General features: G+C 68.6%; 21 protein-coding genes. 11 read left to right on the forward strand and 10 right to left on the reverse strand.

Features of this window, described 5'->3' with window-relative positions; genetic code table 11:
* The first annotated feature begins 872 nt into the window (after positions 1 to 872).
* On the forward strand, positions 873 to 2,357 hold the full coding sequence (locus tag LTV02_RS06825; protein ID WP_408639340.1) for an RsmB/NOP family class I SAM-dependent RNA methyltransferase: 1,485 nt from the start codon (positions 873 to 875) through the stop codon (positions 2,355 to 2,357).
* Positions 2,358 to 2,422: 65 nt separating this feature from the next.
* Here the strand turns inward: LTV02_RS06825 and LTV02_RS06830 are convergent, their stop codons facing one another.
* The 5 genes from LTV02_RS06830 to LTV02_RS06850 form a co-directional block, all read right to left on the reverse strand.
* Positions 2,423 to 2,899, reverse strand: coding sequence for a GNAT family N-acetyltransferase (locus tag LTV02_RS06830; protein WP_233039078.1), 477 nt, complete (start codon positions 2,897 to 2,899; stop codon positions 2,423 to 2,425).
* A gap of 35 nt (positions 2,900 to 2,934) precedes the next feature.
* The gene (locus LTV02_RS06835; RefSeq protein WP_233039080.1) at positions 2,935 to 4,353 is read right to left on the reverse strand and encodes a TROVE domain-containing protein; all 1,419 of its coding nucleotides are present in this window, start codon (positions 4,351 to 4,353) and stop codon (positions 2,935 to 2,937) included.
* Positions 4,354 to 4,531: 178 nt separating this feature from the next.
* Positions 4,532 to 6,610, reverse strand: coding sequence for an NAD(+) synthase (locus tag LTV02_RS06840; RefSeq protein WP_233039082.1), 2,079 nt, complete (start codon positions 6,608 to 6,610; stop codon positions 4,532 to 4,534).
* A gap of 104 nt (positions 6,611 to 6,714) precedes the next feature.
* Entirely contained in the window at positions 6,715 to 7,506 is a 792-nt protein-coding gene (locus LTV02_RS06845; protein WP_269821644.1) for a SigB/SigF/SigG family RNA polymerase sigma factor, read from the reverse strand.
* Positions 7,507 to 7,709: 203 nt separating this feature from the next.
* Complete coding sequence (locus LTV02_RS06850; protein ID WP_067713305.1) at positions 7,710 to 8,132, reverse strand: ATP-binding protein; 423 nt, start codon at positions 8,130 to 8,132, stop codon at positions 7,710 to 7,712.
* A 136-nt stretch (positions 8,133 to 8,268) separates the two neighbouring features.
* Between LTV02_RS06850 and rpe the strand changes: the two genes are divergently transcribed.
* Positions 8,269 to 8,934 carry a ribulose-phosphate 3-epimerase gene (gene rpe / locus LTV02_RS06855; protein ID WP_067713655.1) on the forward strand — a complete coding sequence of 222 codons (666 nt, stop codon included), beginning with the start codon at positions 8,269 to 8,271 and terminating at the stop codon, positions 8,932 to 8,934.
* A gap of 13 nt (positions 8,935 to 8,947) precedes the next feature.
* On the opposite strand, the gene LTV02_RS06860 is transcribed toward rpe, so the two are convergent.
* On the reverse strand, positions 8,948 to 9,394 hold the full coding sequence (locus tag LTV02_RS06860) for a hypothetical protein (RefSeq protein WP_233039084.1): 447 nt from the start codon (positions 9,392 to 9,394) through the stop codon (positions 8,948 to 8,950).
* Between the two features lie 461 nt (positions 9,395 to 9,855).
* On the opposite strand from LTV02_RS06860, the gene LTV02_RS06865 reads away from it, so the two are divergent.
* The 5 genes from LTV02_RS06865 (at position 9,856) to LTV02_RS06885 (ending at position 13,756) form a co-directional block, all read left to right on the forward strand.
* On the forward strand, positions 9,856 to 10,482 hold the full coding sequence (locus LTV02_RS06865; RefSeq protein WP_233039085.1) for a riboflavin synthase: 627 nt from the start codon (positions 9,856 to 9,858) through the stop codon (positions 10,480 to 10,482).
* Positions 10,483 to 10,571: 89 nt separating this feature from the next.
* A complete protein-coding gene (locus tag LTV02_RS06870; protein ID WP_233039086.1) occupies positions 10,572 to 11,831 on the forward strand; it encodes a bifunctional 3,4-dihydroxy-2-butanone-4-phosphate synthase/GTP cyclohydrolase II in 1,260 nt (419 codons plus the stop codon).
* Between the two features lie 37 nt (positions 11,832 to 11,868).
* Positions 11,869 to 12,348, forward strand: a complete 480-nt coding sequence (gene ribH / locus LTV02_RS06875; RefSeq protein WP_067713295.1) for a 6,7-dimethyl-8-ribityllumazine synthase — start codon at positions 11,869 to 11,871, stop codon at positions 12,346 to 12,348.
* A 92-nt stretch (positions 12,349 to 12,440) separates the two neighbouring features.
* Positions 12,441 to 12,923 carry a PH domain-containing protein gene (locus LTV02_RS06880; protein WP_233039087.1) on the forward strand — a complete coding sequence of 161 codons (483 nt, stop codon included), beginning with the start codon at positions 12,441 to 12,443 and terminating at the stop codon, positions 12,921 to 12,923.
* Between the two features lie 89 nt (positions 12,924 to 13,012).
* Positions 13,013 to 13,756 carry a class I SAM-dependent methyltransferase gene (locus LTV02_RS06885; protein WP_233039088.1) on the forward strand — a complete coding sequence of 248 codons (744 nt, stop codon included), beginning with the start codon at positions 13,013 to 13,015 and terminating at the stop codon, positions 13,754 to 13,756.
* 6 nt (positions 13,757 to 13,762) lie between these two features.
* Here the strand turns inward: LTV02_RS06885 and LTV02_RS06890 are convergent, their stop codons facing one another.
* The gene (locus LTV02_RS06890) at positions 13,763 to 15,730 is read right to left on the reverse strand and encodes a gamma-glutamyltransferase family protein (RefSeq protein ID WP_233039089.1); all 1,968 of its coding nucleotides are present in this window, start codon (positions 15,728 to 15,730) and stop codon (positions 13,763 to 13,765) included.
* A 260-nt stretch (positions 15,731 to 15,990) separates the two neighbouring features.
* On the opposite strand from LTV02_RS06890, the gene LTV02_RS06895 reads away from it, so the two are divergent.
* Complete coding sequence (locus LTV02_RS06895) at positions 15,991 to 17,460, forward strand: amino acid permease (protein ID WP_233039091.1); 1,470 nt, start codon at positions 15,991 to 15,993, stop codon at positions 17,458 to 17,460.
* A 299-nt stretch (positions 17,461 to 17,759) separates the two neighbouring features.
* Positions 17,760 to 18,128, forward strand: a complete 369-nt coding sequence (locus tag LTV02_RS06900) for a hypothetical protein (protein ID WP_233039092.1) — start codon at positions 17,760 to 17,762, stop codon at positions 18,126 to 18,128.
* Between the two features lie 48 nt (positions 18,129 to 18,176).
* Here LTV02_RS06900 and LTV02_RS06905 read toward each other — a convergent pair whose 3' ends face one another.
* Positions 18,177 to 19,841 (reverse strand): FAD-binding dehydrogenase, encoded by a 1,665-nt coding sequence (locus LTV02_RS06905; RefSeq protein WP_233039094.1) that lies wholly within the window; start codon positions 19,839 to 19,841, stop codon positions 18,177 to 18,179.
* A gap of 104 nt (positions 19,842 to 19,945) precedes the next feature.
* Between LTV02_RS06905 and LTV02_RS06910 the strand changes: the two genes are divergently transcribed.
* Positions 19,946 to 21,172 (forward strand): winged helix-turn-helix domain-containing protein, encoded by a 1,227-nt coding sequence (locus tag LTV02_RS06910; protein ID WP_233041515.1) that lies wholly within the window; start codon positions 19,946 to 19,948, stop codon positions 21,170 to 21,172.
* 5 nt (positions 21,173 to 21,177) lie between these two features.
* Here LTV02_RS06910 and LTV02_RS06915 read toward each other — a convergent pair whose 3' ends face one another.
* Positions 21,178 to 21,528 carry a hypothetical protein gene (locus tag LTV02_RS06915; protein WP_157762268.1) on the reverse strand — a complete coding sequence of 117 codons (351 nt, stop codon included), beginning with the start codon at positions 21,526 to 21,528 and terminating at the stop codon, positions 21,178 to 21,180.
* Between the two features lie 239 nt (positions 21,529 to 21,767).
* A complete protein-coding gene (locus LTV02_RS06920; protein ID WP_233039095.1) occupies positions 21,768 to 21,980 on the reverse strand; it encodes a hypothetical protein in 213 nt (70 codons plus the stop codon).
* Positions 21,981 to 22,160: 180 nt separating this feature from the next.
* On the opposite strand from LTV02_RS06920, the gene uvrC reads away from it, so the two are divergent.
* Positions 22,161 to 24,233, forward strand: a complete 2,073-nt coding sequence (gene uvrC / locus LTV02_RS06925; protein WP_233039097.1) for an excinuclease ABC subunit UvrC — start codon at positions 22,161 to 22,163, stop codon at positions 24,231 to 24,233.
* The last annotated feature ends 11 nt before the right edge of the window (positions 24,234 to 24,244 follow it).

Raw genomic sequence — 24,244 nt, forward strand, 5'->3', positions numbered from 1 at the left:
CGACGTATCGGCGGCCGCGCCGCGCTCGGTGATCTCACCGGGCGTACCCGCGGAGAACCGCGCCGCACCCCCTCCGGCGGTTCCCGCCGCGAGGACGAATCCCGTGATCGAGCGAGCCGCCCGGCGGCCGCCCCGAGTGGAAAGGCGCTGCGGTGACCCAAGATCGACGTGAGCCCACGGATCCGGCCGACCACCGGAACAACACCGGCGACACCCCGAACCCCCGCCCCCGCAAGGGCTTCGGCGGCGTCCGCCCCGCCGCCGCGACCAGCAAGGGCGACCCCATCGCCCGCGATACCGACCGCCGCGGCTCCGCAGCGCGTGGTGACGACCGCCGGGGTTTCGCGCCGCGTGGTGATGATCGGCGTGAGTCTGGTGCACGCAGCGACGATCGCCGTGGCTTCGCGGCAGGCGGTGATGATCGCCGAGGTTCCGCACCGCGTGGTGATGATCGCCGCGACTTCGGATCTCGTGGCGGCCGTGACTTCGCCGGCTCTGGTTCCGGTGAGCGAAACTCCGGGAATCGTGGAGGCTTCGGCGGCTCGGCCGACGATCGGCGCGGTGGTGGGGATCGCGGGGGATATGCGCCCCGCGAGGGCAATCGGTCCGGCGGCGGTTTCGGGCGGCCCGAAGCTCGGCGCGGTGGCGACCGGCCGGGTGCCGGTGGCGGCTCGGACCGTCGTGGGGACGGGAACTGGGGTCGTCGTGACCGGGACGAACAGGCCGGTGGGCGTGGGGGTTTCGACCGCGGCGATTCCGGTGTCGACCAGCGTGGCAGCCGCGGTGGCGACCGTGGAGCGAGCGGTAATGACCGCAATCCTGATGCCCGCAAGGGGTTCGGGGCGCGTGGCGGGGATCGGAAGGCCGGCGCCGTGGGTGCCGGACGGGGCGGCCGCGATCGTGATGACCGGCAGGGCTTCGTGTCGCGTGGGGATCGGCGGCGCGGCGATGAGCCTCGCGGCGCCGGAGGAAAGCAGGGCGGCCGCGGGACCGGCGGGGCTCGGCAGCAGGAACAGGGCGGCGATCCGGTGCGGACCGTCGCGCGGGATGTGCTGCGGGCGGTGCGGGAGCGGGACGCGTATGCGAATCTCGTGTTGCCGGGGTTGTTGCGGGAGCGGCGGATCAGTGGGCGGGATGCGGCGCTGGCCACCGAGTTGACGTATGGGGCTTGCCGGTCGCAGGGCCTGCTGGATGCGGTGATCGAGGCGGGGGCGGGACGGCCGGTCGCGGAGATCGACGGGAACCTCCTGGATGTGTTGCGGCTGGGCACGTACCAGCTGTTGCGGACGCGGATCGGAGCGCACGCGGCGGTCGACACCTCGGTGGCGTTGGTCCGGGCCGAAGCGGGCGTGGGCAAGGCCGGGTTCGTGAACGCGGTACTGCGGCGCGTCTCGGAGAAGACCGAGGCGGAATGGGTCGAACAGCTCGCGCCGCGGGATCCATTGGGGCACTTGGCGTTCGAGTACGCGCATCCGGAGTGGATCGCGCAGGCGTTCGCGGATGCGCTGGGGGAGCGGGCCGCGGAGTTGAAGGATGTGCTCGAGGCCGATGACGCGCGGCCCGCGGTGCATCTGGTGGCGCGGCCCGGTGAGATCAGCGCCGAGGAACTCGCTCTGGTGACCGGTGGCGAGGAAGGCCGCTGGTCGCCGTACGCGGTGTATCTCGACGGCGGCGATCCGGGCAAGCTGGAACCGGTGCGGGAAGGCATGGCGGCCGTGCAGGACGAGGGCAGTCAGCTTGTCGCACTGGCGGTTACGCGCGCACCCCTGCAAGGCGCGGACGGCGGCCGCTGGCTCGACCTGTGCGCCGGCCCCGGCGGCAAGACGGCCCTGCTGGGTTCGCTGGCCGATATCGACGGCTTCCACGTGGACGCCGTCGAACCGGCCGAGCACCGCGCGGACCTGGTGCGCCAGGCCACCAAGGGCATGCCGGTCGATGTGCACGTCACCGACGGCCGCGACAGCGGCCTGCCCCCCGGCTTCGACCGCATCCTGGTCGACGCCCCCTGCACCGGCCTGGGCGCCCTGCGCCGCCGCCCGGAAGCCCGCTGGCGCCGCCGCCCCTCCGACGTCCGCGACCTGGTCACCCTGCAGCGCGAATTGCTCGATGCCGCATGGGATCTGGTCCGCCCCGGCGGCGTGGTCGTCTACTCGACCTGCTCCCCGCACCTCCCGGAAACCGTCTCGGTGGTAGCCGACATGGTCCGCCGCACCGGCGCGGAACAACTCGACACCCGCGACCTGGTCCCCGGCGTCCCCGACCTCGGCGACGGCCCCGGCGCCCAGCTCTGGCCGCACCGCCACGGCACCGACGCCATGTTCCTGGCGGCCTTGCGCAAGCCCCTCGAAGCCGAATAACCAAGGCGGAGATACCGGCCCGTGCCCGGTCCCCTCGGGGGCCGGGCACGGTGCCGTTCGCGGCGCTATCGCAGATCGAGCCTCATGTTCACCGAGTCGAGTCCTGCCGCGAACCCGTCCGGTTCGACACTGGTCGCCTGAAATCCCATGCGCTCGAAAAACGGCCGGGAATGCTGGCTGGTCACGAGCAGGAGGTGCGAGGCGGTGCCGTCCGCGCGAATCCGGCGCAGCCGTTCCCGGAACAGGTACGACCCGATGCCCGAGCGATGGCGGGACCGGTCGACCATGCCCCAGCACAGCGAGGCGCTCCCGTCGGCCCGCACCACCCAGCCACCGCAGCTGACCACCTCTCCGCCGGCCTCGACGACGTAGTACGCGCACCGTGGATCTTCGAGAAAGGCGGCGAACTCCGCGATCTCGTCCGGCGCGAAGAACTCGGGCGTATTGCCTTCGATCAGTCGAAGGCAATACGCCTTGTCCGCGTCGCGATAGTCCCGGACCCGGAGGGCGGGCTCCTGCGATCCCTCGGCACGATCTGCCATGCACCCGAACCTACCCGGCCGCCTCGGCCGCCCGGCTAGAAGGGCCAGCCGGTATCGCGCCCGCGTTCGAGCAGCGCAATCAGGTCGAATCCCTTGTCGCTCAATCCACCGAAGGTGTGGCGGTTCGCCCCGCCGGCCCCGTGACCGTGCTGGTAGCCGGCCAGATTCCAGGTGTACAGCGGCACGGATGCCGGAATGGCCGAACCCGGGTCGCCGCCGACGGCCGTCTGCTCGTCGGTGAGAACGATGACTCGGTCGTGCCGGTCGAACGTATCCCGCACCGACCGCGCGGTCGAGGTCCCGCCGCCGATGAAGTAGCCGTCGCTCTGCCACCGGCCGACCGCCCGCAGCAGGGACTCGCCGGACTGCAGCGGAAAGCGCAGCGTGTGGTTGGAGTAGGAGATCAGATCGGCGTGCGCGCAGCGGCGTGCCAGCGCGAGCCCGAACACCACGGCCGCATCCCAGCGCTTCAGCGTGCCGTCCTTGGAGAACCCCGTGCGCATCGAACCGGAGGTGTCCACCAGGATCAGGGTGCGCCCGGCGAGTTCCGGGATGGCGGCGACCGCGGCGTCCAGAGCCTGCTCGAGCGGGTAGCTCCAGCGCAGTGACGGCGCCGCCCGGTAGGCCGACAGGAATCGCATCGGCAACTGCCGGGACGCGGCGACCTGCTCCGGATCCGCCAGGCGCGCCGCGACTTTCGCCGCGGCCTCGTCCCCGACGCCCGCCTGGTCGAAGTTGCGCAGATTCCGCAGCAGGGCGGCGTATCCCATGGACGGGATGATCGACTCCCAGAGTTCCTTGGTCCAGGGGCCGTTCACCAGCGACGGGATCGCCTCCCAGGTGACGCCCGCCGTCGACAGATGCGCGGCGAGCTCCTCGGAGCGAGCCATGCCACGGATCGTCTCCGCGTCGCGCGCCCGCAGAGATGCGTTGGCCCGCAGCACCTTCAGTGCCGCCGGGACGCCCTCGGCCACACCGATACGCTGCTCGATCGCATGCTTGAACAACACCGACTGCCGATCGCTCCGCGGCTGCGCATGCGTCAGCTGAATGACGTCGGCGAACCGCACACCACGAGAATCGCTGTCCCACTTGAGATACGACTTCTCGTTGTACAACCGCGCGGCCGCGTCGGCGACGCCGCGCTTCACCGGCTTCGGCAGCTGCTTGCCGTAGCGCCCGATCCAATAGGACAGGAACTCCCCGGGCTCGTCGGCACGCTGCAGCACCGCGTTCACGATGCCGCGACTCCCGGCCTGCCCGGCCTCGACACTCGCCTTCGCGGCCTCGGCGGCCAGTACCAGGGCCGCCGACCGCATGTTCGCCTCCAGCCGCAGCCAGCGCGCGAACCGGGTCAGCCACTCGAGATCGGTCGGCGCGACCTCGCGAACGAGCGCCACGAACCGCGAATCGCGCTGTCCCGCAGCCTCGTAGAAGGTGTTCTCGCCAACCATATTCGTGACGGCGAGCAGAAAGAGTTCGGACTTCGCGTCCCGTGCGTAACCGGCAGTTGTGCTCCCGAGAAATAGCCGTCCAGGGTACGGATCTCATCGCAAATGTGAAGTAACCCCGGACTTCCGCACCGGAAGTAGTGCCGACAGTATCGGACGACCGATCAGTCTCTCAAACGATTTACGGCCGCGATTCCGGCATCGCGACGTCCGGCACGTTCCGGGCCAGCTCGTCCAGCCAGGCGGCCGCCGAGGCGTCGCTGGGTGCGCGCCAGTCGCCGCGGGGGGAGAGGGAGCCGCCGGAGCCGACTTTGGGGGCGTTGGGGAGGGTGGAGCGTTTGAATTGGCTGGTTTGGATGAAGCGGCGGAGGAATTCGGCCAGCCAGTGTTTGATGGTGGGGAGGTCGTATTCGTGTTGCTGGTCGGGGGTGACCAGGTCGGGCCAGGAGCCGCGGGTGCGGTCGGACCAGGCGTGATGGGCCAGGTAGGCGATGCGGCTGGGGCGTTCGCCGAAGCGGAGCAGGTGGTAGAGGTGGAAGTCCTGGAGTTCGTAGGGGCCCACGGTGGCTTCGGAACTCTGGATGGGCGCGGTGCTGTCGCCGGGGATGAGTTCGGGGGAGATCTCGGTGGCGAGCACGGATTCCAGGACGCGGGAGGCTTTCTCGCCGAGGCCGTCGGTGTCGATGGTCCAGGCGACCAGGTATTTGATGAGGGTTTTGGGGACCGAGGCGTTCACGCTGTAGTGCGCCATATGGTCGCCGACGCCGAAAGTGCACCAGCCGAGCGCCAGTTCGCTCAGGTCGCCGGTGCCGATCACCAGGGCATTGTGCATATTGGCCAGGCGGAACAGGTGCGAGGTGCGTTCGCCGGCCTGGACGTTCTCGTAGGTGACGTCGTACTGCGGAATGCCTTCGGCGGCAGGGTGTTTCAGGTCCCGCAGCATTTGCGTGGATGACGGGCGGATATCGATTTCGTGCGGCGTGGCCCCCACCGCGACCATGAGTTCGCGCGCGTCGGCGAGGGTGCGTTCGCCGGTGCCGAAACCGGGCATGGTGTAGGCGAGCACATTCGCGCGCGGAAGCCCCAGGCGGTCCATGGTTTTGGCGGCGACGATGAGCGCGACGGTGGAATCGAGACCACCGGACACGCCGATGACGACATGCTTGGCCCCGGTGGCCTGCAACCGGGTGGCCAGCCCCTCGACCTGAATGCTGTGCACCTCGGCGCAGCGCTCGTTGCGGCTGATCGGATCGGCGGGAACGTAAGGGAAGCGCGGGATTTCGCGCTCCAGCGCCACCGGTCCGGAGGGAATCGGCAACTCCAGTTCGATGCGCCGGAATCGCGCCAGCCGCTCCCGGTGATCGTGCACATTGTCGGCGAAACTGGTCATCCGCAGCCGATCCGCCGCCAGCCGTTGCAGATCCAGATCGGCGGTCACCAGTTGCGGATGATCGGCGAACCGTTCCCCCTCGGCCAGCAGATTCCCGTTCTCACAGATCACCGCCTGCCCGTCCCACGCCATATCGGTGGTCGACTCGCCGTGTCCCGCAGCCGAATACAGGTAGGCGGCCATGTAGCGCGCGGAATGCCCCGTGCACAGCGTCCGCCGATAGTCCGCCTTGCCGACCACGATATTGCTGGCCGACAGATTCACCAGCACGTTCGCCCCGGCCAGCGCCGCGAATCCACTGGGCGGCAACGGCACCCACCCGTCCTCGCAGATCTCCAGATGCGCCACGAACCCTGGCAGATTGGCGGCGGTGAACAGCAGATCGTCCCCGAACGGCACCCGCTGCCCGGCGATCTCGATCCGATCGTCGAGGGCTTCGCGCGCCGCCGCGAACTGCCGCTTCTCGTAGAACTCGCGATAGTTCGGCAGATAGCTCTTGGGCGCCGCCCCGAGCACCCGCCCGCCCGCGATCACGATGCCGCAGTTGAACAACCGCCCCTGCGCGCGCACCGGCGCCCCCACCACCAGCACGGTGCCGATCTCCGCGCTCTCGGCCACGATCCGCCGCAAGCCGTCCTCGATCGCGGCGTCCAGGGCATCCTGCTGGAACAGATCGTCAGCCGTATAACTGGACAATCCGAGTTCGGGGAACACCGTGAACACCGACCCCGCCGCGGCCGCGCGCCGCGCCAGCTGGATGGTCTGCTCGGTATTGAACGCCGGATCGGCCACCCGCACCGGCGGCACCGCCACCGCGACCCGCGCGAACCCGTGGCGATAGAGCGACTCGAACGGTAGTTGCTGGGACAACACCGACCCCTTTGCGTTCCGGCGAGGTGATCATGGTTGTGCGCAATCTACGATACCGACCGCCCCGACCGCATCGTCGGCGCCGCCGGACCGTCCCGGCGGACTCACTCGCGCGCCGATTGCTCCCGCAGCCGCGCAAGGGTTTTCGCCAGAATCCGCGAGACGTGCATCTGCGAGATCCCCATCTGCTGCGCGATCTGGGTCTGGGTCATGGATTCGAAGAATCGCATGGTCAGAATCCGCCGCTCGCGTTCGGGCAGCCCGGCCAGCAGCGGCCGGATCGCCACGTACTCCTCGACCCGATCGAACTGCGACTCCTCCTCACCGAGCGTATCCAGCAGCGACGCCTCGGTATCCCGTCCCACCGACACCGCGTCGATGGAACTGGGCTGGTACGCATTCCCGGCGATGACCGCCTGCGTCACCTCGTCGGCGTCGATGCCGAGCTGGGCCGCGATCTCCTTGGCCGTCGGCGAGCGCCCCAGCTGCTGCGACAGCGCGTCGATGGCCGCGCCGATACGCAGATGAGTTTCCTTGACCCGGCGCGGGACTCGCATGGCCCAGGTGTTGTCCCGGAAATACCGCCGGACCTCGCCCATGATGGTCGGCACCGCGAACGACAGGAAGTTGGACCCGCGCCCGATATCGAACCGGTCCACCGCGTGCACCAGCCCGACCCGCGCCACCTGGGTGAGATCGTCGAACGGTTCACCGCGCCCGCTGAACTTGCGCGCGATGTGATCGGCCAGCGGAATGCAGCGATGGATCAGCTGCGAGCGCAGCGCCGCCCGCCGCGCCGAATTCGGTTCCGCCGCCGCCAGTTCCTCGAACAGCAGCGCCACATCGTCGTAGCCGGAGACGCTGCGCGCGACCTCCTCGGCTTCCTCGGAGTCGATGGTCTCCTCGGTGGCGTCCTCGTCGCCGTTCTCTTCGCCATTGCCGTTCCCGGCCTCGGCGGCCGGGCTCTCGCCGCCGGTCCGATCGGGCTGCGGCGCCGCGTCTTCCGCGCCGCCGTTCACGCGCGCGTCGGCCTCCCGATCCTCGGACGGGTCGGGCTGGGGGGTATCCGGTGAGGTGAACACGATGTCCTCGTCGGTCACTACGCCTTCCCCCGGCCCCGCCGGAATTCCACTGTCGTCGGATATCCGGCGCGCGCCGGATCGAACTCACCTTGGGTGGCGGTCACTTCGTCGGACAGCGTGCGCAGCACATGCCAGCCGAAACTGCGCTGATCCGGTAGGCCTTCGGCGCTCGCGATCCCGCTGACCTGGACCAGTAGTTCGGTATCGCCGACGGTGAACCGGCACTGCAGCGTGGAGCCCGGGACGGCCAGCGCGATGAGCGTGGAGGCCGCCTCGTCGACGGCGAGCCGGATATCGGCCACCTCGTCGAGGGTGAAATCGCTGAGCAGCACCAAGGTTTCGGCGAGTCCGCGCACGATGGGCAACTGGGAGACGGATGCGGCGACACCGATCTCGACCGGGGTGGCGCGCAATCCTTGTTCCGCCGAAATATTGATCACCCTGAGAAGGCTACCCATTCCACTGCCTGGCAATCAGCGCATTCGCGGTGTTCGCCTCCGTGCCGCGTGTGCTATCGGGGCCGATACACTTCGGCCTGTGTGCACCTCATCCTCCCCGTTCACCCGGCCCGCGCCGATGATCGCCCCGTCCATCCTGTCCGCGGATTTCGCGCACCTCGCCGATGAGGTGCGGGCCATCGCGGGGGCCGACTGGGTGCATGTCGATGTGATGGACAACCACTTCGTGCCGAACCTGACCCTGGGCCTGCCGGTGGTCGAAAGCCTGTTGAAGGTCACCGACATTCCCCTCGACTGCCATCTCATGATCGAGAACCCGGAGCGCTGGGCGCCGGCGTACGCGGAGGCGGGCGCCTACAACGTCACCTTCCACGCCGAGGCGACCGACAATCCGATCGCGGTGGCGCGCGATATCCGCGCCGCGGGCGGCAAGGCCGGGCTCTCGGTCAAGCCGGGCACCCCGATCGAGCCGTACCTGGAGATCCTGCGCGAGTTCGACACGCTGTTGGTGATGAGCGTCGAACCCGGTTTCGGCGGGCAGTCCTTCATTCCCGAGGTGCTGCAGAAGGCGCGCGTGGTCCGCAATCTGGTGGACTCCGGTGCGCTGCGCCTGGTGGTGGAGATCGACGGCGGCATCAAGATGGACACCATCGAGCAGGCGGCCGAGGCGGGCGTGGACTGCTTCGTCGCGGGCTCGGCCGTGTACGGCACCCCGGATCCGGCCGCGACGGTGGAAGCCTTGCGGCAGAAGGTGATCGCGGCCGAGGCCGCCACCGCCGAGTAAACCCGGCCCGCCGTCAGCGCCCGAGCAGGGCCTCGACCACCGATTCCAGCGGCGGCACCGCGGACACGGCCTCGGGCGACTGGATCCAGGTGCGGTATCCGGTCCGCTCGTCGTCGGCGGAGGGGAGCACGACCTGCGCGCCGGTGCAGGCGACGGTGGCGTATAGCCGGAACAGGGCGGCGGACACGGATGTGCTGAGCGTGTCCGCGCGGGCCGGGCCGGTGATGAAGGTCCAGCGACGGGCCCGGGGATGGTGTACGACGGGCCCGGCCAGTTCGGCTTGTGCCAGCCGCTGCTGGACGCGCTCGCCGAGATCGGCCGGCATGGTGATGGCGCCGTAACGGCTGCCTATGTCGAGCAGGATGTGGCGTGAGGCTGGATCTATCGATGCCGGCAGATGAAATTCGCGTCGATACTGGACACAGCGAACTTCGAGTGTCGAATCGAGAAGCGTGGTCACGCTGCACTCCCAATTGTGTTGTGGTCCACCTGGATCCGGCCCGATCGGGCCCAACCTTCCTGCGCGGAACGACTGGGGAAGTTGAACGGTAGGAATCAGCTGCATAACAATCTTGCGACCATTTTCGCCGATGCGCAAGATTTTGGTGTAGGCGAGTCGGAATTGGGTACAACTGCACGATTGCGCACCTGTCGGTCAATTCGCCGAGTCGAGAAATTCCGACATTTCAATCGGGCGATCCGAGTAATTCGGACAATCTTGCGTCCGCCGGTTCGGTTCTCGCATTATTGCGCTCCCAATGGTTCCGAACGCTCCAGTGAACAAGGCCGCATGTCGCCTACGACCGGGCGTCGTTAGGCTGGTGGGGACAGCCGCCGCGCCGGGGAATACCGCCGCCGGTACGCGCTGTTGGCGCAAGCGGCGGGCCCGGTGGTCGGGCCGTGACGACGGAGAGGTTGGGCATGTTCACTGGCATCGTGGAGGAGCTGGGCGAGATCGTCGCCTCCGAGCAGCTGGCCGACGCGGCGCGGCTCACCATTCGCGGGCCGATCGTCACCTCCGATGCCATTCACGGCGCCTCCATCGCGGTGAACGGCGTCTGCCTGACCGTGGTGGACGAAAAGGTCGAGGGCGACACCTTCACCGTCGACGTCATGGCCGAGACCCTGAACCGTTCCAGCATCGGCGGACTCGGCGTCGGCTCCCGGGTGAACCTGGAGCGCGCGGCCGCCGTCAACTCCCGTCTCGGCGGGCACATCGTGCAGGGCCACGTCGACGGCACCGGCACCATCCTGTCCCGCACCCCCTCGGAGAACTGGGAGGTCGTGCGAATCTCCCTGCCCGACAACCTCGCCCGCTATGTGGTCGAGAAGGGCTCCATCACCATCGACGGCATCTCGCTCACCGTGTCCGGCCTGGGCATCGCCGAGGAAGCGGCCGCCGACGGCAGCAAGGACTGGCTCGAGGTTTCCCTCATCCCCACCACCCGCGCGCTCACCACGCTGGGTACCGCGCCGGTCGGCACCACCGTGAACCTGGAGGTGGACGTCATCGCCAAGTACGTCGAACGGCTCACCCAGCGCGGCTGATCCGCGCTCGCGCCAGAGGCGGCGCAAAACGGGCACGGCCACTGCCTTACTGTAAGTGGGCACCTAATTCGAGATGGAGCACAACAGACGTGACCAGGTTCGACACCATCGAGCGCGCAGTCGCCGACATCGCGGCCGGTAAGGCCGTCGTCGTTGTCGACGACGAGGGCCGGGAGAACGAGGGCGACCTCATCTTCGCGGCGGAGAAGGCGACTCCCGAGCTCGTGGCCTTCATGATCCGCTACACCTCCGGTTACATCTGTGTGCCGCTCACCGGCGCCGACTGCGACCGCCTGGGCCTGCCGCCCATGTACGCGGTCAACCAGGACCGGCACGGCACCGCCTACACCGTCGCCGTCGATGCCCGCGAGGGCATCAGCACCGGCATCTCGGCCGCCGACCGCGCCACCACCATGCGCGTGCTGGCCGACCCGAACGCCAAGTCCGACGATCTGACCCGCCCGGGCCACGTGGTTCCCTTGCGCGCCAAGGACGGTGGCGTGCTGCGCCGCCCCGGCCACACCGAGGCCGCGGTCGACCTATCCCGGATGGCCGGGCTCAGCCCCGCCGGCGTCATCTGCGAGATCGTGTCGCAGAAGAACGAGGGCGATATGGCGCGCACCGAGGAGCTGCGCGTCTTCGCCGACGAGCACGACCTCGCGCTCATCTCCATCGCCGACATCATCAAGTGGCGGCGCCGCCACGAGAAGCACGTCGAGCGCGTCGCCGAGGCCAAGATCCCGACCGAGTACGGCGACTTCCGGGCCATCGGCTACAAGTCCGAGTACGACGACTCCGAGCATGTCGCCCTCGTCATGGGCGATCTCGCCGGCCCGACCGGCAAGGGCGAGAACGTGCTGGTGCGCGTGCATTCCGAATGCCTCACCGGTGACGTGTTCGGTTCGCTGCGCTGCGATTGCGGCCCGCAGCTGAACGCCGCGCTCAAGCTGGTGGCCGACGAGGGCCGCGGCGTGGCGCTCTACATGCGCGGGCACGAGGGCCGCGGCATCGGCCTCATGCACAAGCTGCAGGCCTACCAGCTCCAGGACGTCGAGAACCTGGACACCGTGGACGCCAATACCGCCCAGAACCTGCCCGCCGACGCCCGCGACTACGGCACCGGCGCACAGATTCTCGCGGACCTGGGCATCACCTCGATGCGCCTGCTGACCAACAATCCCGACAAGCGCGCGGGCATCGAGGGTTACGGGCTGAGCATCAGCGAGCGGGTGCCGATGCCGGTACACGCCAATCACCACAATCTGAACTACCTGCGCACCAAGCGGGATCGCATGGGCCACGACCTGGTCGGCCTCGACGATCTCGACCTGGGCGAGACCGCGCACTGACACGCACACCGACGATTACCGGGAAGGGCGGAAACCGATGAGCGGTACCGGCGTACCGACATTCGAGCTCGCCGATGCCAAGGACCTGAAACTGGCCCTTGTCTCCTCGCGCTGGCACACCGAGATCTGCGACGCGCTGCTGGCCAACGCGGAGAAGACCGCGCGCGAGGCGGGCGTCGCCGATATCACCGTGGTCCGCGTCGCGGGCGCCATGGAGCTGCCGGTGGTGGCCCAGGCGCTGGCTCGCACCCATGACGCCGTGGTCGCCATGGGCGTCGTGATCCGCGGGGAGACACCGCATTTCGAGTACGTGTGCGATTCGGTGACCGCCGGCCTGACCCGGGTCTCGCTCGACGAGGGCACCCCCGTCACCAATGCCGTGCTCACCGTCAACACCGAACAGCAGGCTCTCGACCGCGCCGGCCTGCCCGGTTCGGTGGAGAACAAGGGCGAGCAGGCCGCCGCGGCCGCACTGGACGCCGCCCTGACCCTGCGCGAGCTGCGTCAGCTCGCCTGACCATGCCAGTCGTCCGGATCTGGAAGCGGGGCGGCGGTTCCGAGGAACCGCCCCGCGACCCTGCCGCCGAACCGAAGGCCGGTAACCCCGAAATGCCAACCGCCAAGCCGGAATCCGCCGCTCCCGCCGCCGGTGACCAGTGGGATCTGGAAATCCGCCCCCACTTCATCGTCACCATCCTGCGCTGTGTGGCCGCCTTCTTCGCGATCGCCTTCACCCTGGCCGGCATCTTCCTCCGCACCGGCTCCACCGGCGTCAATTTCCGGGTGTCCGACCAGATAGCGGTCGCCGCCTTCGGGTTCATCCTCGGCGGCGCGGTCCTCATGCTCACCCGCCCCCGAGTCCGCGTCGGCCCCGCCGGCGTCCAGGTCCGCAATATCCTGGGCGACAACCTGTTCCGCTGGGACGACATCCGCGGCATCTCCTTCCCCGACAAGAAATACTGGGCCCGCCTCGAACTCGTCCACGAGGAATACGTCCCCATGCTGGCCATCCGCCGCGACGACCAGCTCCGCGCCGCCGAAGCCATGGACCGCTTCCGCGAACTCGGCGCCAAGTACACCGGCCGCGAGTAGGGCCGTCTTCCAGCGGGGATGAATCGATCGGCCCGTAATCGGGGCTGATCGAGCGTGATCAGCCGGGCCCGATCCAGCATGATCGGTTCATGCTCGACTACGACGCCGAAGCCGCGAACTACGACCGCACCCGAGGCGGCGAGGAACGCGCCGAAGCCGCGGCCGCGGCGGTGCGCACCCTCCTGCCCCGCAACACGCGGACGGTGGTGGACGTGGCGTGCGGAACCGGAATCGTCAGCGCCCGGCTGCGCGCACCGAACCGCACCGTGCTCGGGGTGGATCTCTCGGCGGGCATGCTGACCTACGCGCGTCCGCGTCTGCGGGGCGCCGTGGCCCGCGCGGACGCGACGCGATTACCGCTGGCCGACAGCACGATCGATGTGGTGATCTTCATGTGGCTGCTGCATCTGGTGGATGCCGAGACCGCCGACCGGGCGATGGCCGAGGCGGCGCGGGTATTGCGACCCGGCGGCGTGGTGGTGGCGACCGTCGACAAGAACCTCGCCATGTACGCGGTCCCGAGCGACCTGTCCGCCGTGCTCGAACCGGCACAGCGCGCCGCGCTGCCCGAGAACACCGACGCCTGGGCCGCGTTCACCGCTTCCGGCCGTCGCAACGGCCTCGACAGCGATGGTGAAACCAGCTACGTCGGGTACGGCCAAGGCTGGTCGCCGCGGCAACTGTTGCGGAAGATCCCGCAGTTCGACTGGTACCGGGGTTTGGATAACGCTGCCGCCGAGGACCTTTCGGCCAGGGTCGCGGCGTTGCCCGAACCGGATCGGGCTCGTCCCGATCCGGTGTACCGCATCGCCCGCCTGCGCAAGGCGGACTGAACGGAACTAGTGGTTGTCGCCGAGTACCGCGCCTTCGCGGCGTGGGTCCGCGCCGCCCACCCAGCCGTTGGGTTCGCGGGCCAGGGCGGACAGGCCACTGGATTGCGGTGTGACGGAGACGGTGTGGCCTAGTTTTCGCAGGGCTTGGACCAAGGCGTCGTGGTCGCCGTTGTCGGTGGGGTCGATGGCGGGGTGCTCGCCGCCGACATTGGTGGTGGGGGAGTTGCCGGCGCCGAAGGAGACCATCGATACCGCCTGCTGGGGGTTGAGGCCCCAATCGAGCATGGCCACCAGGGTTTTGACGACGAACTGGATGATCACCGCGCCGCCGGGGGAGCCGGTGACGTAGGCGAGCTGGCCGCGGGCGCCGTCGCCGGAACGGTCGAAGACCATGGTGGGGGCCATGGAGCTGCGGGGGCGTTTACCGGCGTCGATGCGGTTGGCCACCGGTAGGCCGTCCTTGCCGAGGGGTTCGGCGGCGAAGTCGGTGAGCTGGTTGTTGAGGACGAAGCCGTCGACGACGTGGAAGGAGCCGAAGGCGGATTCGACCGTCGTGGTCATGGACGCGGCATTGCCGTAGCTGTCGACGACGGAGATGTGGCTGGTGCCGTGCTCGGGCGGTTGCGGGCCGGTGCCGAGCGGGACCGGGCCGAAGTCGCCGGGCTGGGCGGTGCCCATACTGCGATTGGGGTCGATCAGGGCCGAACGGGTTTTGAGATAGTTCGGATCCAGCAGCGTCTGGGGTGAATTGCCCGGCAACGGAATGAAATCCGAATCGGCGACGTACTTGTCGCGGTCGGCGTAGGCGAGGCGCTCGGCCTCCGAGATCAGGTGCACCGCTTGGGCTTTGGGCTTACCGCCATTGCGCGCGGTGTTCGAGTCGCCGGACACGTCGTCCGGCGGCAGCGCGGACAGGTCGAAATTGGCGAGAATGCCCAGGGTCGCCGCGACCGCGATACCGCCCGAGGACGGATTGGGCATACCGCAGATCTCGTGGGTGCGATACGGCGCGCACACCGCGGTGCGCTTCTTCGCCTGATAGTTCGACAGATCCGCGAGCGACACCAGACCGGGGGTGCGCCCGCCCGCGCTGGTGGCGACGGCGTCGACGATATCGGCGGCGATGGCCCCGGTATAGAAAGCGTTCGCCCCGTCGGTCGCGATGGCCCCGAGCGTCTTGGCCATGGCCGGATTGCTCAGCGTCGTCCCCGCCGTCTTCGCGGTCCCGTCCGCCTGCAGGAAATACGCCTTCGCGTTCTCGTCCCGCGCCAGGTCGGCGGCGGACTCGGCGATCTGCCCGGCCAGGCGCGGACTGATCTGGAATCCCTGATCCGCGAGGGAGATCGCGGGCCCGAACAGATCCTTCCACGCCTGCCTACCGTGTTCACGATGCGCGAGCTCGAGCAGCCGCAGCGCCCCCGGCACCCCGATGGACCGCCCGCTGGCGCGCGCATTCGGTTGCGGCGCAGTGCGATCGGCGTCGCTGACCCAGCGCAGGTAGTCGTTGTTCGCCGCCGCCGGCGCGGTCTCGCGGCCGTCATAGGCGTCCAGGGTCTTGGAATTCGCGTCGTAGTACAGCAGGAACGCCCCGCCCCCGATCCCCGACGCCTGCGGCTCCACCAACCCCAGCACCGTCTGCGCCACGATCAGCGCGTCCGCCGCCGTCCCGCCGTCGCGCAGCACCCGGCAGGCCGCTTCGGTGGCGAGCGGATTGGCCGTGGACACCGCGAAATTGGCGGTGTGCACCGGTTTCATCCCGGTGCGATAGCCCGAGGCGATCTCGGGCCGCTGACTCAGGTTCGTGGTGGTGGGACCGCCGCCGGTGGCCCGGGCCGAGATGGGCGTGCCGTTCGGGGAGGTCACGCAGGAACCCTGCGCGGTATCCGAACCCGACGAGCACGCCGTGGCCAATCCGAGCAGGAGCAGCAGGGCAGCGGCAGCGCCGCCCCAGGTCCGCGGTCGCGAGCGCCTCATGATCGGACTCTAGCCCCGTCGCGACGCGCGGGCGGGAGTTTGTCACCCCCGAGCGGGGTGATGTCCGGATTCCGCCGGTCCGGAACCGGTTCGCATGTCCGGGCTTCGAGACAGCTATCTCGCACCGTGGAATTCCAAGCACGCTTGATGTGCATCTTCGTCGCGAATGTGGTTCTTACGGAGCGCCGATGTGATCCACAGCAAACGGCAAGGTAGTGTCGAATCGCCTCAAAACACGATTGCGGAGGAATAACCGGCGTATGACCGAGACCCGGACAACTGCCACCAGCCTCAATGCCGAGGATGCTGGCTACCACAAGGCCCTCAAGCCGCGGCAGCTCCAGATGATCGCCATCGGCGGCGCCATCGGCACCGGCCTTTTCCTGGGCGCGGGTGGCCGCCTCGCCAGCGCCGGACCGTCGTTGTTCCTGGTCTACCTGATCTGCGGCATCTTCGTCTTCTTCATCCTGCGCGCGCTCGGCGAACTGGTGCTGCACCGCCGGTCCTCGGGTTCCTTCGTCTCCTACGCGCGCGAATTCTTCGGTGAGAAGGCCGCATTCGTGGCCGGCTGGATGTACTTCCTGAACTGGTCCATGACCGGCATCGTCGACACCACCGCCGTCGCCACCTACCTGCACTACTGGGGCCCGTTCCAGCCGGTGGCGCAATGGATCCTGGCGCTGGGCGCGCTGGTCATCGTGCTCGGCATCAACCTGGCCTCGGTGAAATGGTTCGGCGAGATGGAATTCTGGGCCGCCATGATCAAGGTCCTCGCCTTGCTCACCTTCCTGGTGGTCGGCACCGTGTTCTTCGCGGGCCGCTTCACCGTGGACGGCCAGGAAACCGGCTTCCGGATGGTCAGCGACGCGGGCGGCTGGTTCCCGACCGGCGTCCTGCCGCTCATCACCGTCACCTCGGGCGTCGTGTTCGCCTATGCCGCAGTCGAAATGGTCGGCATCGCGGCCGGCGAGACCGAGAACCCCGCCAAGATCATGCCGCGCGCCATCAACTCGGTCATCGTGCGGATCGCGGTCTTCTACTGCGGTTCGGTGATCCTGCTGGCGCTGCTGCTGCCCTACACCGCCTACAAGGCCGGGGAGAGCCCGTTCGTCACCTTCTTCTCCAAACTCGGTGTGGCGCACATGGGTTCGATCATGAACTTCGTGGTGCTGACCGCGGCGCTGTCCAGCTTGAACGCCGGCCTGTACTCCACCGGCCGCATCCTGCGCTCGATGGCCATGAACGGCAGCGCCCCCAAATTCACCGCGCGCATGTCCAGGGCCGGTGTGCCCTACGGCGGCATCCTGCTCACCAGCGGTATCGCCCTGTTCGGCATCTGGCTCAACTACATCGTGCCGGAGCAGGCGTTCGAGATCGTGCTGAACGTGGCGTCGCTGGGCATCCTGGCGTCCTGGGCGACCATCGTGCTGTGCCAGCTCAAGCTCTGGTACTGGTGGAAGCAGGGGCAGGCGCAGCGTCCGGCGTTCCGCATGTGGGGCGCGCCCTACACCGGAATCGCCACCCTGGTCTTTCTTTTCGCGGTGCTGATCCTGATGGCGTTCGACAAGCCGGTCGGCACCTGGACCGTGGGCAGTCTGGTGATCATCGTGCCCGCCTTGGCGATCGGCTGGCTGGTGGCCCGCAAGCGGGTGCTGGCCATAGCCAAGATGCGTGAGGGCTACACCGGAGAGTTCCCGGTGATCCCGCCGATCCCCATGGACGACAAGTAGATTTCTGCGGTCGCAGAGTGAGGGGTTTCACTGTTTGCGGCCCCGGCTATGGACTGTGGTCATGGCCATAACTTGGCCGCGGAGATTGTTCGCACTCCATTCATCTGGTTAGCGTCAGGGCGATGCGTTCGCAGGGGGCGCATCGCATTTGACGCTCGATGAGGAGTGCTGTGAGTTCGCACGCGGCTGTGGTCGACGAGATCGATATCTCGCCGGCCGATGCGGGAAACGGTGTTCCTGCTTCGATTTCCGAGCGAATTTCCGGCCTGGTCCGGATGCTTCGCCGTGATAGTGCCGAGATGGGGTTGCCCGCACAGGTGCGGGAAACTCGGTACGCGGCTTTGGCCGCAATGGGATTCGCGATGCTGCACGGCCTGCTGGCCGTGACCGACGGCCTGGGCGAAATGGCGGGGAGCCTGGGACATTTCGCGGCCGCGCTGGTGACCGGCGGGGTGGCACTGCTTTTCGGGGTGCGCTCGCGCTGGGTGTGGGTGGCGGCGCTGGGATTGGCCAGCCTGCAAGCGTTTCTGGGGGTGTTCACGCTGGTGTCGGCCGAAATGCCTTCGGGGGTCGGACCTTTCACCGTGCTGATCGGCGTGATGGCTTCGGGCACCGTGCTGGCGTTGCTGCTGCGCAAGGATTGCTACCGCTGGTTTGTGGCGGCGTGACGCGGTTGCCGCCTGAGCTCTGAAAAGCCTGGGCGGCAACCGTTTCCGTCACTTCAGGCTGCGGCCGAGGGCCTTGCCGGCGGCACGGCCGGAGAAGATGCAGCCGCCCAGGAAGGTGCCCTCCAGGGCGTTGTAGCCGTGTACGCCGCCGCCGCCGAAACCGGCCACCTCGCCGGCGGCGTACAGGCCGGGGAACGGGGTGCCGTCGGGGCGCATGACCTGCGAATCCAGGTTGGTCTGCAAGCCGCCCAGGGTCTTCCGGGTCAGGATGTTCAACCGCACCGCGATCAGCGGGCCGTGCGCGGGATCGAGAATCTGGTGCGGGGTGGCGACCCGGCCCAGCTTGTCGCCGAGGTAGCGGCGCGCGTTGCCGATCGCCATGAGCTGCGCGTCCTTGCTGAATTTGTGCTCGGCATCGCGATCGCGCGCCACGATCTGGCGTTCGATCTCGGCCGGGTCCAGATGCGGCCCGCGCGCGATCTTGTTCATGCCCGCCACCAGTTCGGCGAGATTGTCGGCGACCACGAAATCCACGCCGTGCTTCTTGAACGCCTCCACCGGGCCGGGCGCGCCCTTGGCCACGCGGCTGCGCAGGGTGAGTTTCAGGTCCTTGCCGGTGATATCGGGATTCTGCTCCGAACCCGAGAGCGCGAATTCCTTCTCGATGATCGACTGGGTGAGAATGAACCACGAGTAGTCGTAGCCGGTCGACAGGATCGCCTTCATGGTCGAATTGGTGTCGAAGCCGGGGAAATTCGGCGCTTGCAGCCGTTTGCCATTGGCATCGAACCACAGCGACGACGGACCCGGAATGATGCGGATGGCATGGTCGGGCCAGACCGGATCCCAGTTGTGGATGCCTTCGGTGTAGTGCCACATGCGATCCCGGTTCACGATGCGCCCGCCGGCCGCCTCGGTGATGCCCAGCATGCGCCCGTCCACGTGCGCGGGCACGCCCGAGATCATGTGCTCGGGGCAGGGGCCGAGCCGGTCCACCGGCCAGTTGCGGCGAATCAGTTCGTGATTGTGGCCGATGCCGCCGGAGGTCACGATGACGGCCCGGGCGCCGAACTCGAACTCGCCCACCACCTCTCGTGACGAGGCCACGCCGCGCTCGGCATCGCTGGCTTCGAGGATGCTGCCGCGCACGCCGGTGACGGCGTCGTCGGTGACGACCAGTTCGTCCACCCGATGCCGGAACGTGAATCCGACCTGCCCGCGCTGCTCGGCCTCGAGCACCGGCTCCAGGAAGACCCGTACCACCTCCGGCCCGGTGCCCCAGGTCAAGTGGAAGCGCGGCACCGAATTGCCGTGCCCGTCCGCGCTCGCCCCGCCGCGTTCGGCCCAGCCCACCAGCGGCGTCACCCGCAGGCCGAGGTCGTAGAGGTACTGCCGCTTCTCGGTGGCCGCGAATTCGACGTAGGCGCGCGCCCACTGCCGGGCCCAGTGATCCTCGTCCTCGCGGTCGAAGCCGGCCGAGCCGTACCAATCCTGCAGCGCCAGCTCGAGGGAGTCCTTCACACCGAGCCGCCGCTGTTCCGGACTGTCCACGAAGAACAGCCCGCCCAGCGACCAGAACGCCTGGCCGCCCAGGTTCGCGCGGTTCTCCTGATCCAGCACCAGTACCCGGCGACCCGCCTTGACCAGCTCGTGAGTGGCGACGAGACCGGCCAGACCGGCGCCGACGACGATGACATCCGGATTCTCGATCATGCCCATTTCCTAGGTGTGTAGTGGTTCGATACACGACTGTATCGAACTTTTCTGTCGGTGGGACATGGCATGGTGCCAGTGTGTCGATTTCTCGCACCGCGACCATGACGGTCGCCGCGGCGCGCCGCACCGCGCTCGCCGCCCAGGGGTTCGCCGCCGCCCGCCCCAGCGCGCCGCCGAACCGGCGCACGGTGCTCAAGGTCCTCGACAGCACCCGGCTGCTCCAGCTGGATTCGGTGTCGGCGGTGGTGCGCGCGCACTACGCGCCGGTCTTCAGCCGCATCGGGGCCTACGATCGGGCGCTGCTGGACGAGGCGGCCTGGAGCGACAGCGCGCGCCGCCCGCGCAAGCTCATCGAGTACTGGGCGCACGAGGCCGCGCTGCTGCCGGTCGAGGACTGGCCGCTCATGCGCTGGCGGATGGCGGAGTACCGGCACGGGCGCTGGAACGGGATGCGGCAAGTGCTGGAACGCAATCCGAGCCTGAGCGACGAGGTGAAGGGCGTACTGGCCGAGTTCGGACCCAGTACCGCCGGCGAGGTGGAGAAGCACCTGGAGCTGGATCGGCCGCGCGCCAAGGACCATTGGGGCTGGAACTACAGCGACACCAAGGTGGTGTGCGAGGCCCTGTTCGCCGCCGGTGAGGTGACCGTGCCCAAACGGGTTGGTTTCCAACGGCATTACGCCCTGACCGAGCACGTCATCCCCGCCGAGGTGCGCGCCCGCGAGCTGGACGAGGCCGACGCGATCCGCGAGCTGGTGCGCCGGGCCGCCGCCGCGCACGGCATCGGCACCGAGACCGACCTGCGCGACTACTACCGCCTCAAGGGCAAGCAGACCGAACCCGCCATCGCCGAGCTGCTGGATTCCGGTGAGCTGGAACAGGTCCGGGTGGACGGCTGGGACAAACCCGCCTACCTGCACGCCACCGCCCGCACCCCGCGCCGGGTGAGCGGCGCCGCCCTGCTCTGCCCCTTCGACCCGCTCATCTTCTTCCGGGCCCGCACCGAGCGGCTGTTCGACTTCCACTACCGCATCGAGATCTACACGCCGGAACACAAACGGGTACACGGCTATTACGTCTTCCCGTTCCTGCTGGACGGTGAACTCGTCGCCCGCGTGGACCTGCGGGCCGAGCGGGGGACCGGACGGCTGCTGGTGCCGGGCGCGTTCGCCGAGCCCGGCCGCGACACCACCCGCGTCGCGGCCGAACTCGCTCGAGCCCTGCGCGAGATGGCCGACTGGCTGGAACTCGACACCGTCGAGGCAGGCGAACGCGGCGATCTCGCGGCGGCGCTGGGGCGCGAGCTGGACTCACGCCTGAGCGCCTGAAGCGACTAGAACGGCCCTTCGGTCCAGGAATTGAACACGACGCCCTGCTTACCGTCGCCGGTGCATTCGATGGTCATCGGCATCATCGGCCGCGGTGAGTCGCCCACGATGTAGAACGGCGTCTGCTGTCCGTTGCCGACCTTGCGGGTGCCCAGGCACTGCACCACCGCCGCGTACCAGTGCCCGTCGTCCGGGCAGGTGTAGGTGACGGTGTCCAGGGTGCGGTCCATCCGGCAGGCCGCGCCCGCCGCGGCCTGCGCGGACGGCGCCGCGACGGCGACCAGCGCGGCCGCGCCGATACCGAAGGCGGATCCGAGCGCGACCGATCGGCGGCGCAAATGAAGAGGGGTTATCAATGGTGCTCCGTTCGTATGCGGACGGGTGGTCCAAAGACAGTTCGTCCATATAGTGACCGCGCCCGGCGCCGTGACGCGGTAATTACGCGCCGACCGGTCCCGTGGCGTGGCGTGTCGCGACCGGCCACGCGCCCAACGACTCCCGAGCCCGGCGCATCGTGCATGGTTGCGCGCAATGCAATTTCGCGTTGCGCGCGGAAATCGGCGTGTGCGCGGTCCGTCGTCGTGGGACTCGGCGCTCAGGCCAGGACGGGGGCGCTCACGGCTTCGCGGGCGTGGCCGGCGCACACCACCGTGGTCGTGTCGTGCACGAGGTAATCGCCGTACACGAAGAAGGTCCCGTTCTCCGAGGCGGCGGACGCGGGCATGGTCACCCCCACGAGCGCGGCGGCGGCCATCATCAAGGCGGACCAGATCGCGAGCGACCGGCGGCGGCGACGAAGGCGGATCATGGGGCTCCCATCTCTGTTCACTGATCTTGTGGATACGTTCGTCGCCGCAGGCCCCGCGGATGCGAAGTGACGGCGTGGCGCGTGCGCCCGGACGTGTCGCGCCGACCGGCCGGGGTGGTCCGGCGGCCGAGAGCGAACCGGCCCGACGGTCCTGTCGGACCGGGTCGTTAACCTGTTCGAGTGGCAGATCCCGCGACGTACCGGCCCGCGCCGGGCACCATTCCCGTCGAACCCGGTGTGTACAAGTTCCGGGACAAGCACGGCCGGGTCATCTACGTCGGTAAGGCGAAAAGCCTGCGGAGCCGGTTGAACTCGTACTTCGCGGATGTAGCGGGGCTGCATCCGCGGACGCGGCAGATGGTGACCACGGCCGCGAGCGTGGAGTGGACCGTGGTGTCCACGGAAGTCGAAGCGCTGCAGCTGGAATACAACTGGATCAAGGAATTCGATCCGCGCTTCAATGTGCGCTACCGCGACGACAAGTCGTATCCGGTGCTGGCGGTGAGCCTCAACGAGGAATACCCGCGCGTCTTCGTCTACCGCGGCGCACGCAAGAAGGGCGTCCGGTACTTCGGGCCCTACGCGCACGCCTGGGCGATCCGCGAGACCCTGGATCTGCTGCTGCGCGTGTTCCCGGTGCGCACCTGTTCGGCGGGAGTCTTCAAGCGGCACAACCAGATCGGGCGGCCGTGCCTGCTCGGCTACATCGACAAGTGCTCCGCGCCGTGCGTGGGCCGGGTGAACGCGGCCGAGCACCGGCAGATCGTGGACGACTTCTGCGACTTCCTCTCCGGCAAGACCGACCGGCTGGTCAAACAGCTCGAGAAGCGCATGCTCGAGGCCTCCGACGAACTCAACTTCGAACTGGCCGCCCGCCTGCGCGACGATGTGCAGGCGCTCAAGCGGGCGCTGGAGAAGCAGGCCGTGGTGCTGGGCACCGGGACCGACGCCGACGTCATCGCCTTCGCCCTCGACGACCTCGAAGTGGCGGTGCAGGTCTTCCACGTGCGCGACGGCCGGGTGCGCGGTCAGCGCGGCTGGGTGGTCGACAAATCCGGCGACGCCTTGGACGTGAGTCGGTCAGGCCCGGAGGCGGCAGCCCGCGTAACCACGGAGGGCCCCGACTCAGGTCCGATCGAACCCGACACCCTGGAGTCCGGCGGCGAACTGCCCGCGCTGGTCGAGCAGTTCCTCACCCAGTTCTACGGCGAGCAGACCACGGTCGCCGCCCAGTCCGGCGACGAACAGCCCGGCGCCGTGGTGCCGCGCGAGGTGCTGGTCCCGGCCCTGCCCGCCGCCGCCGAACAGGTCCAGGACTGGCTGTCGAACCTGCGCGGCTCGGCCGTGCAGTTGCGGGTTCCGCAGCGCGGCGACAAGAAGGCCCTGGCCGAAACCGTGCAGCGCAATGCCCTCGAAGCGCTCCAGCAGCACAAGCTCAAGCGCGCCGGCGACCTGACCGCGCGCTCGGCCGCGCTGCAGGAACTCCAGGACGCCCTCGATCTGGACAGCGCCCCGCTGCGCATCGAGTGCGTGGACATCAGTCACGTGCAGGGCACCGACGTGGTGGCCTCGCTGGTGGTGTTCGAGGACGGCCTGGCCCGCAAGTCCGAATACCGGCACTACGCCATCAAGGAGGCCGCGGGCGAGGGCCGCTCCGATGACGTCGCCAGCATCGCCGAGGTCACCCGCCGCCGTTTCGCCAAGCTCCGCCGCGACCTGGACGCCGCCGAGGCCGCCGACCTCGAATCCGATTCGGCGGCAACCGAATCCGGCCTCCCCGGCATCGACCCCAAGACCGGCAAGCCGCGCCGTTTCGCCTACCCGCCCAACCTGTACGTGGTCGACGGCGGCGCCCCGCAGGTCAATGCCGCCGCCGAGGTCCTCGACGAACTCGGCATCACCGACGTCGCCGTCATCGGCCTGGCCAAGCGCCTGGAAGAGGTCTGGGTCCCGGGCGAAGCCGATCCGGTCATCATGCCGCGCACCAGCGAGGCGCTGTACCTGCTGCAGCGCGTGCGTGACGAGGCGCACCGCTTCGCCATCACCTTCCATCGCAGCAAGCGCTCGCGGCGGATGACCGAATCGGCCCTGGATGCCGTCCCGGGTCTGGGCCAGGCCCGGAAAACCGCTCTGGTCACGCATTTCGGGTCCGTGGCCAAGCTCAAGCAGGCTACGGTGGAGCAGATCACCGAGGTCCCCGGTATCGGCGTGGCGACGGCCAACGCGGTGCTCGCGGCACTACGCGGCGAGTAGCCGGCGCTTCG

It is taken from the genome of Nocardia yamanashiensis (assembly GCF_021183565.1).
Lineage (GTDB): Bacteria > Actinomycetota > Actinomycetes > Mycobacteriales > Mycobacteriaceae > Nocardia > Nocardia yamanashiensis.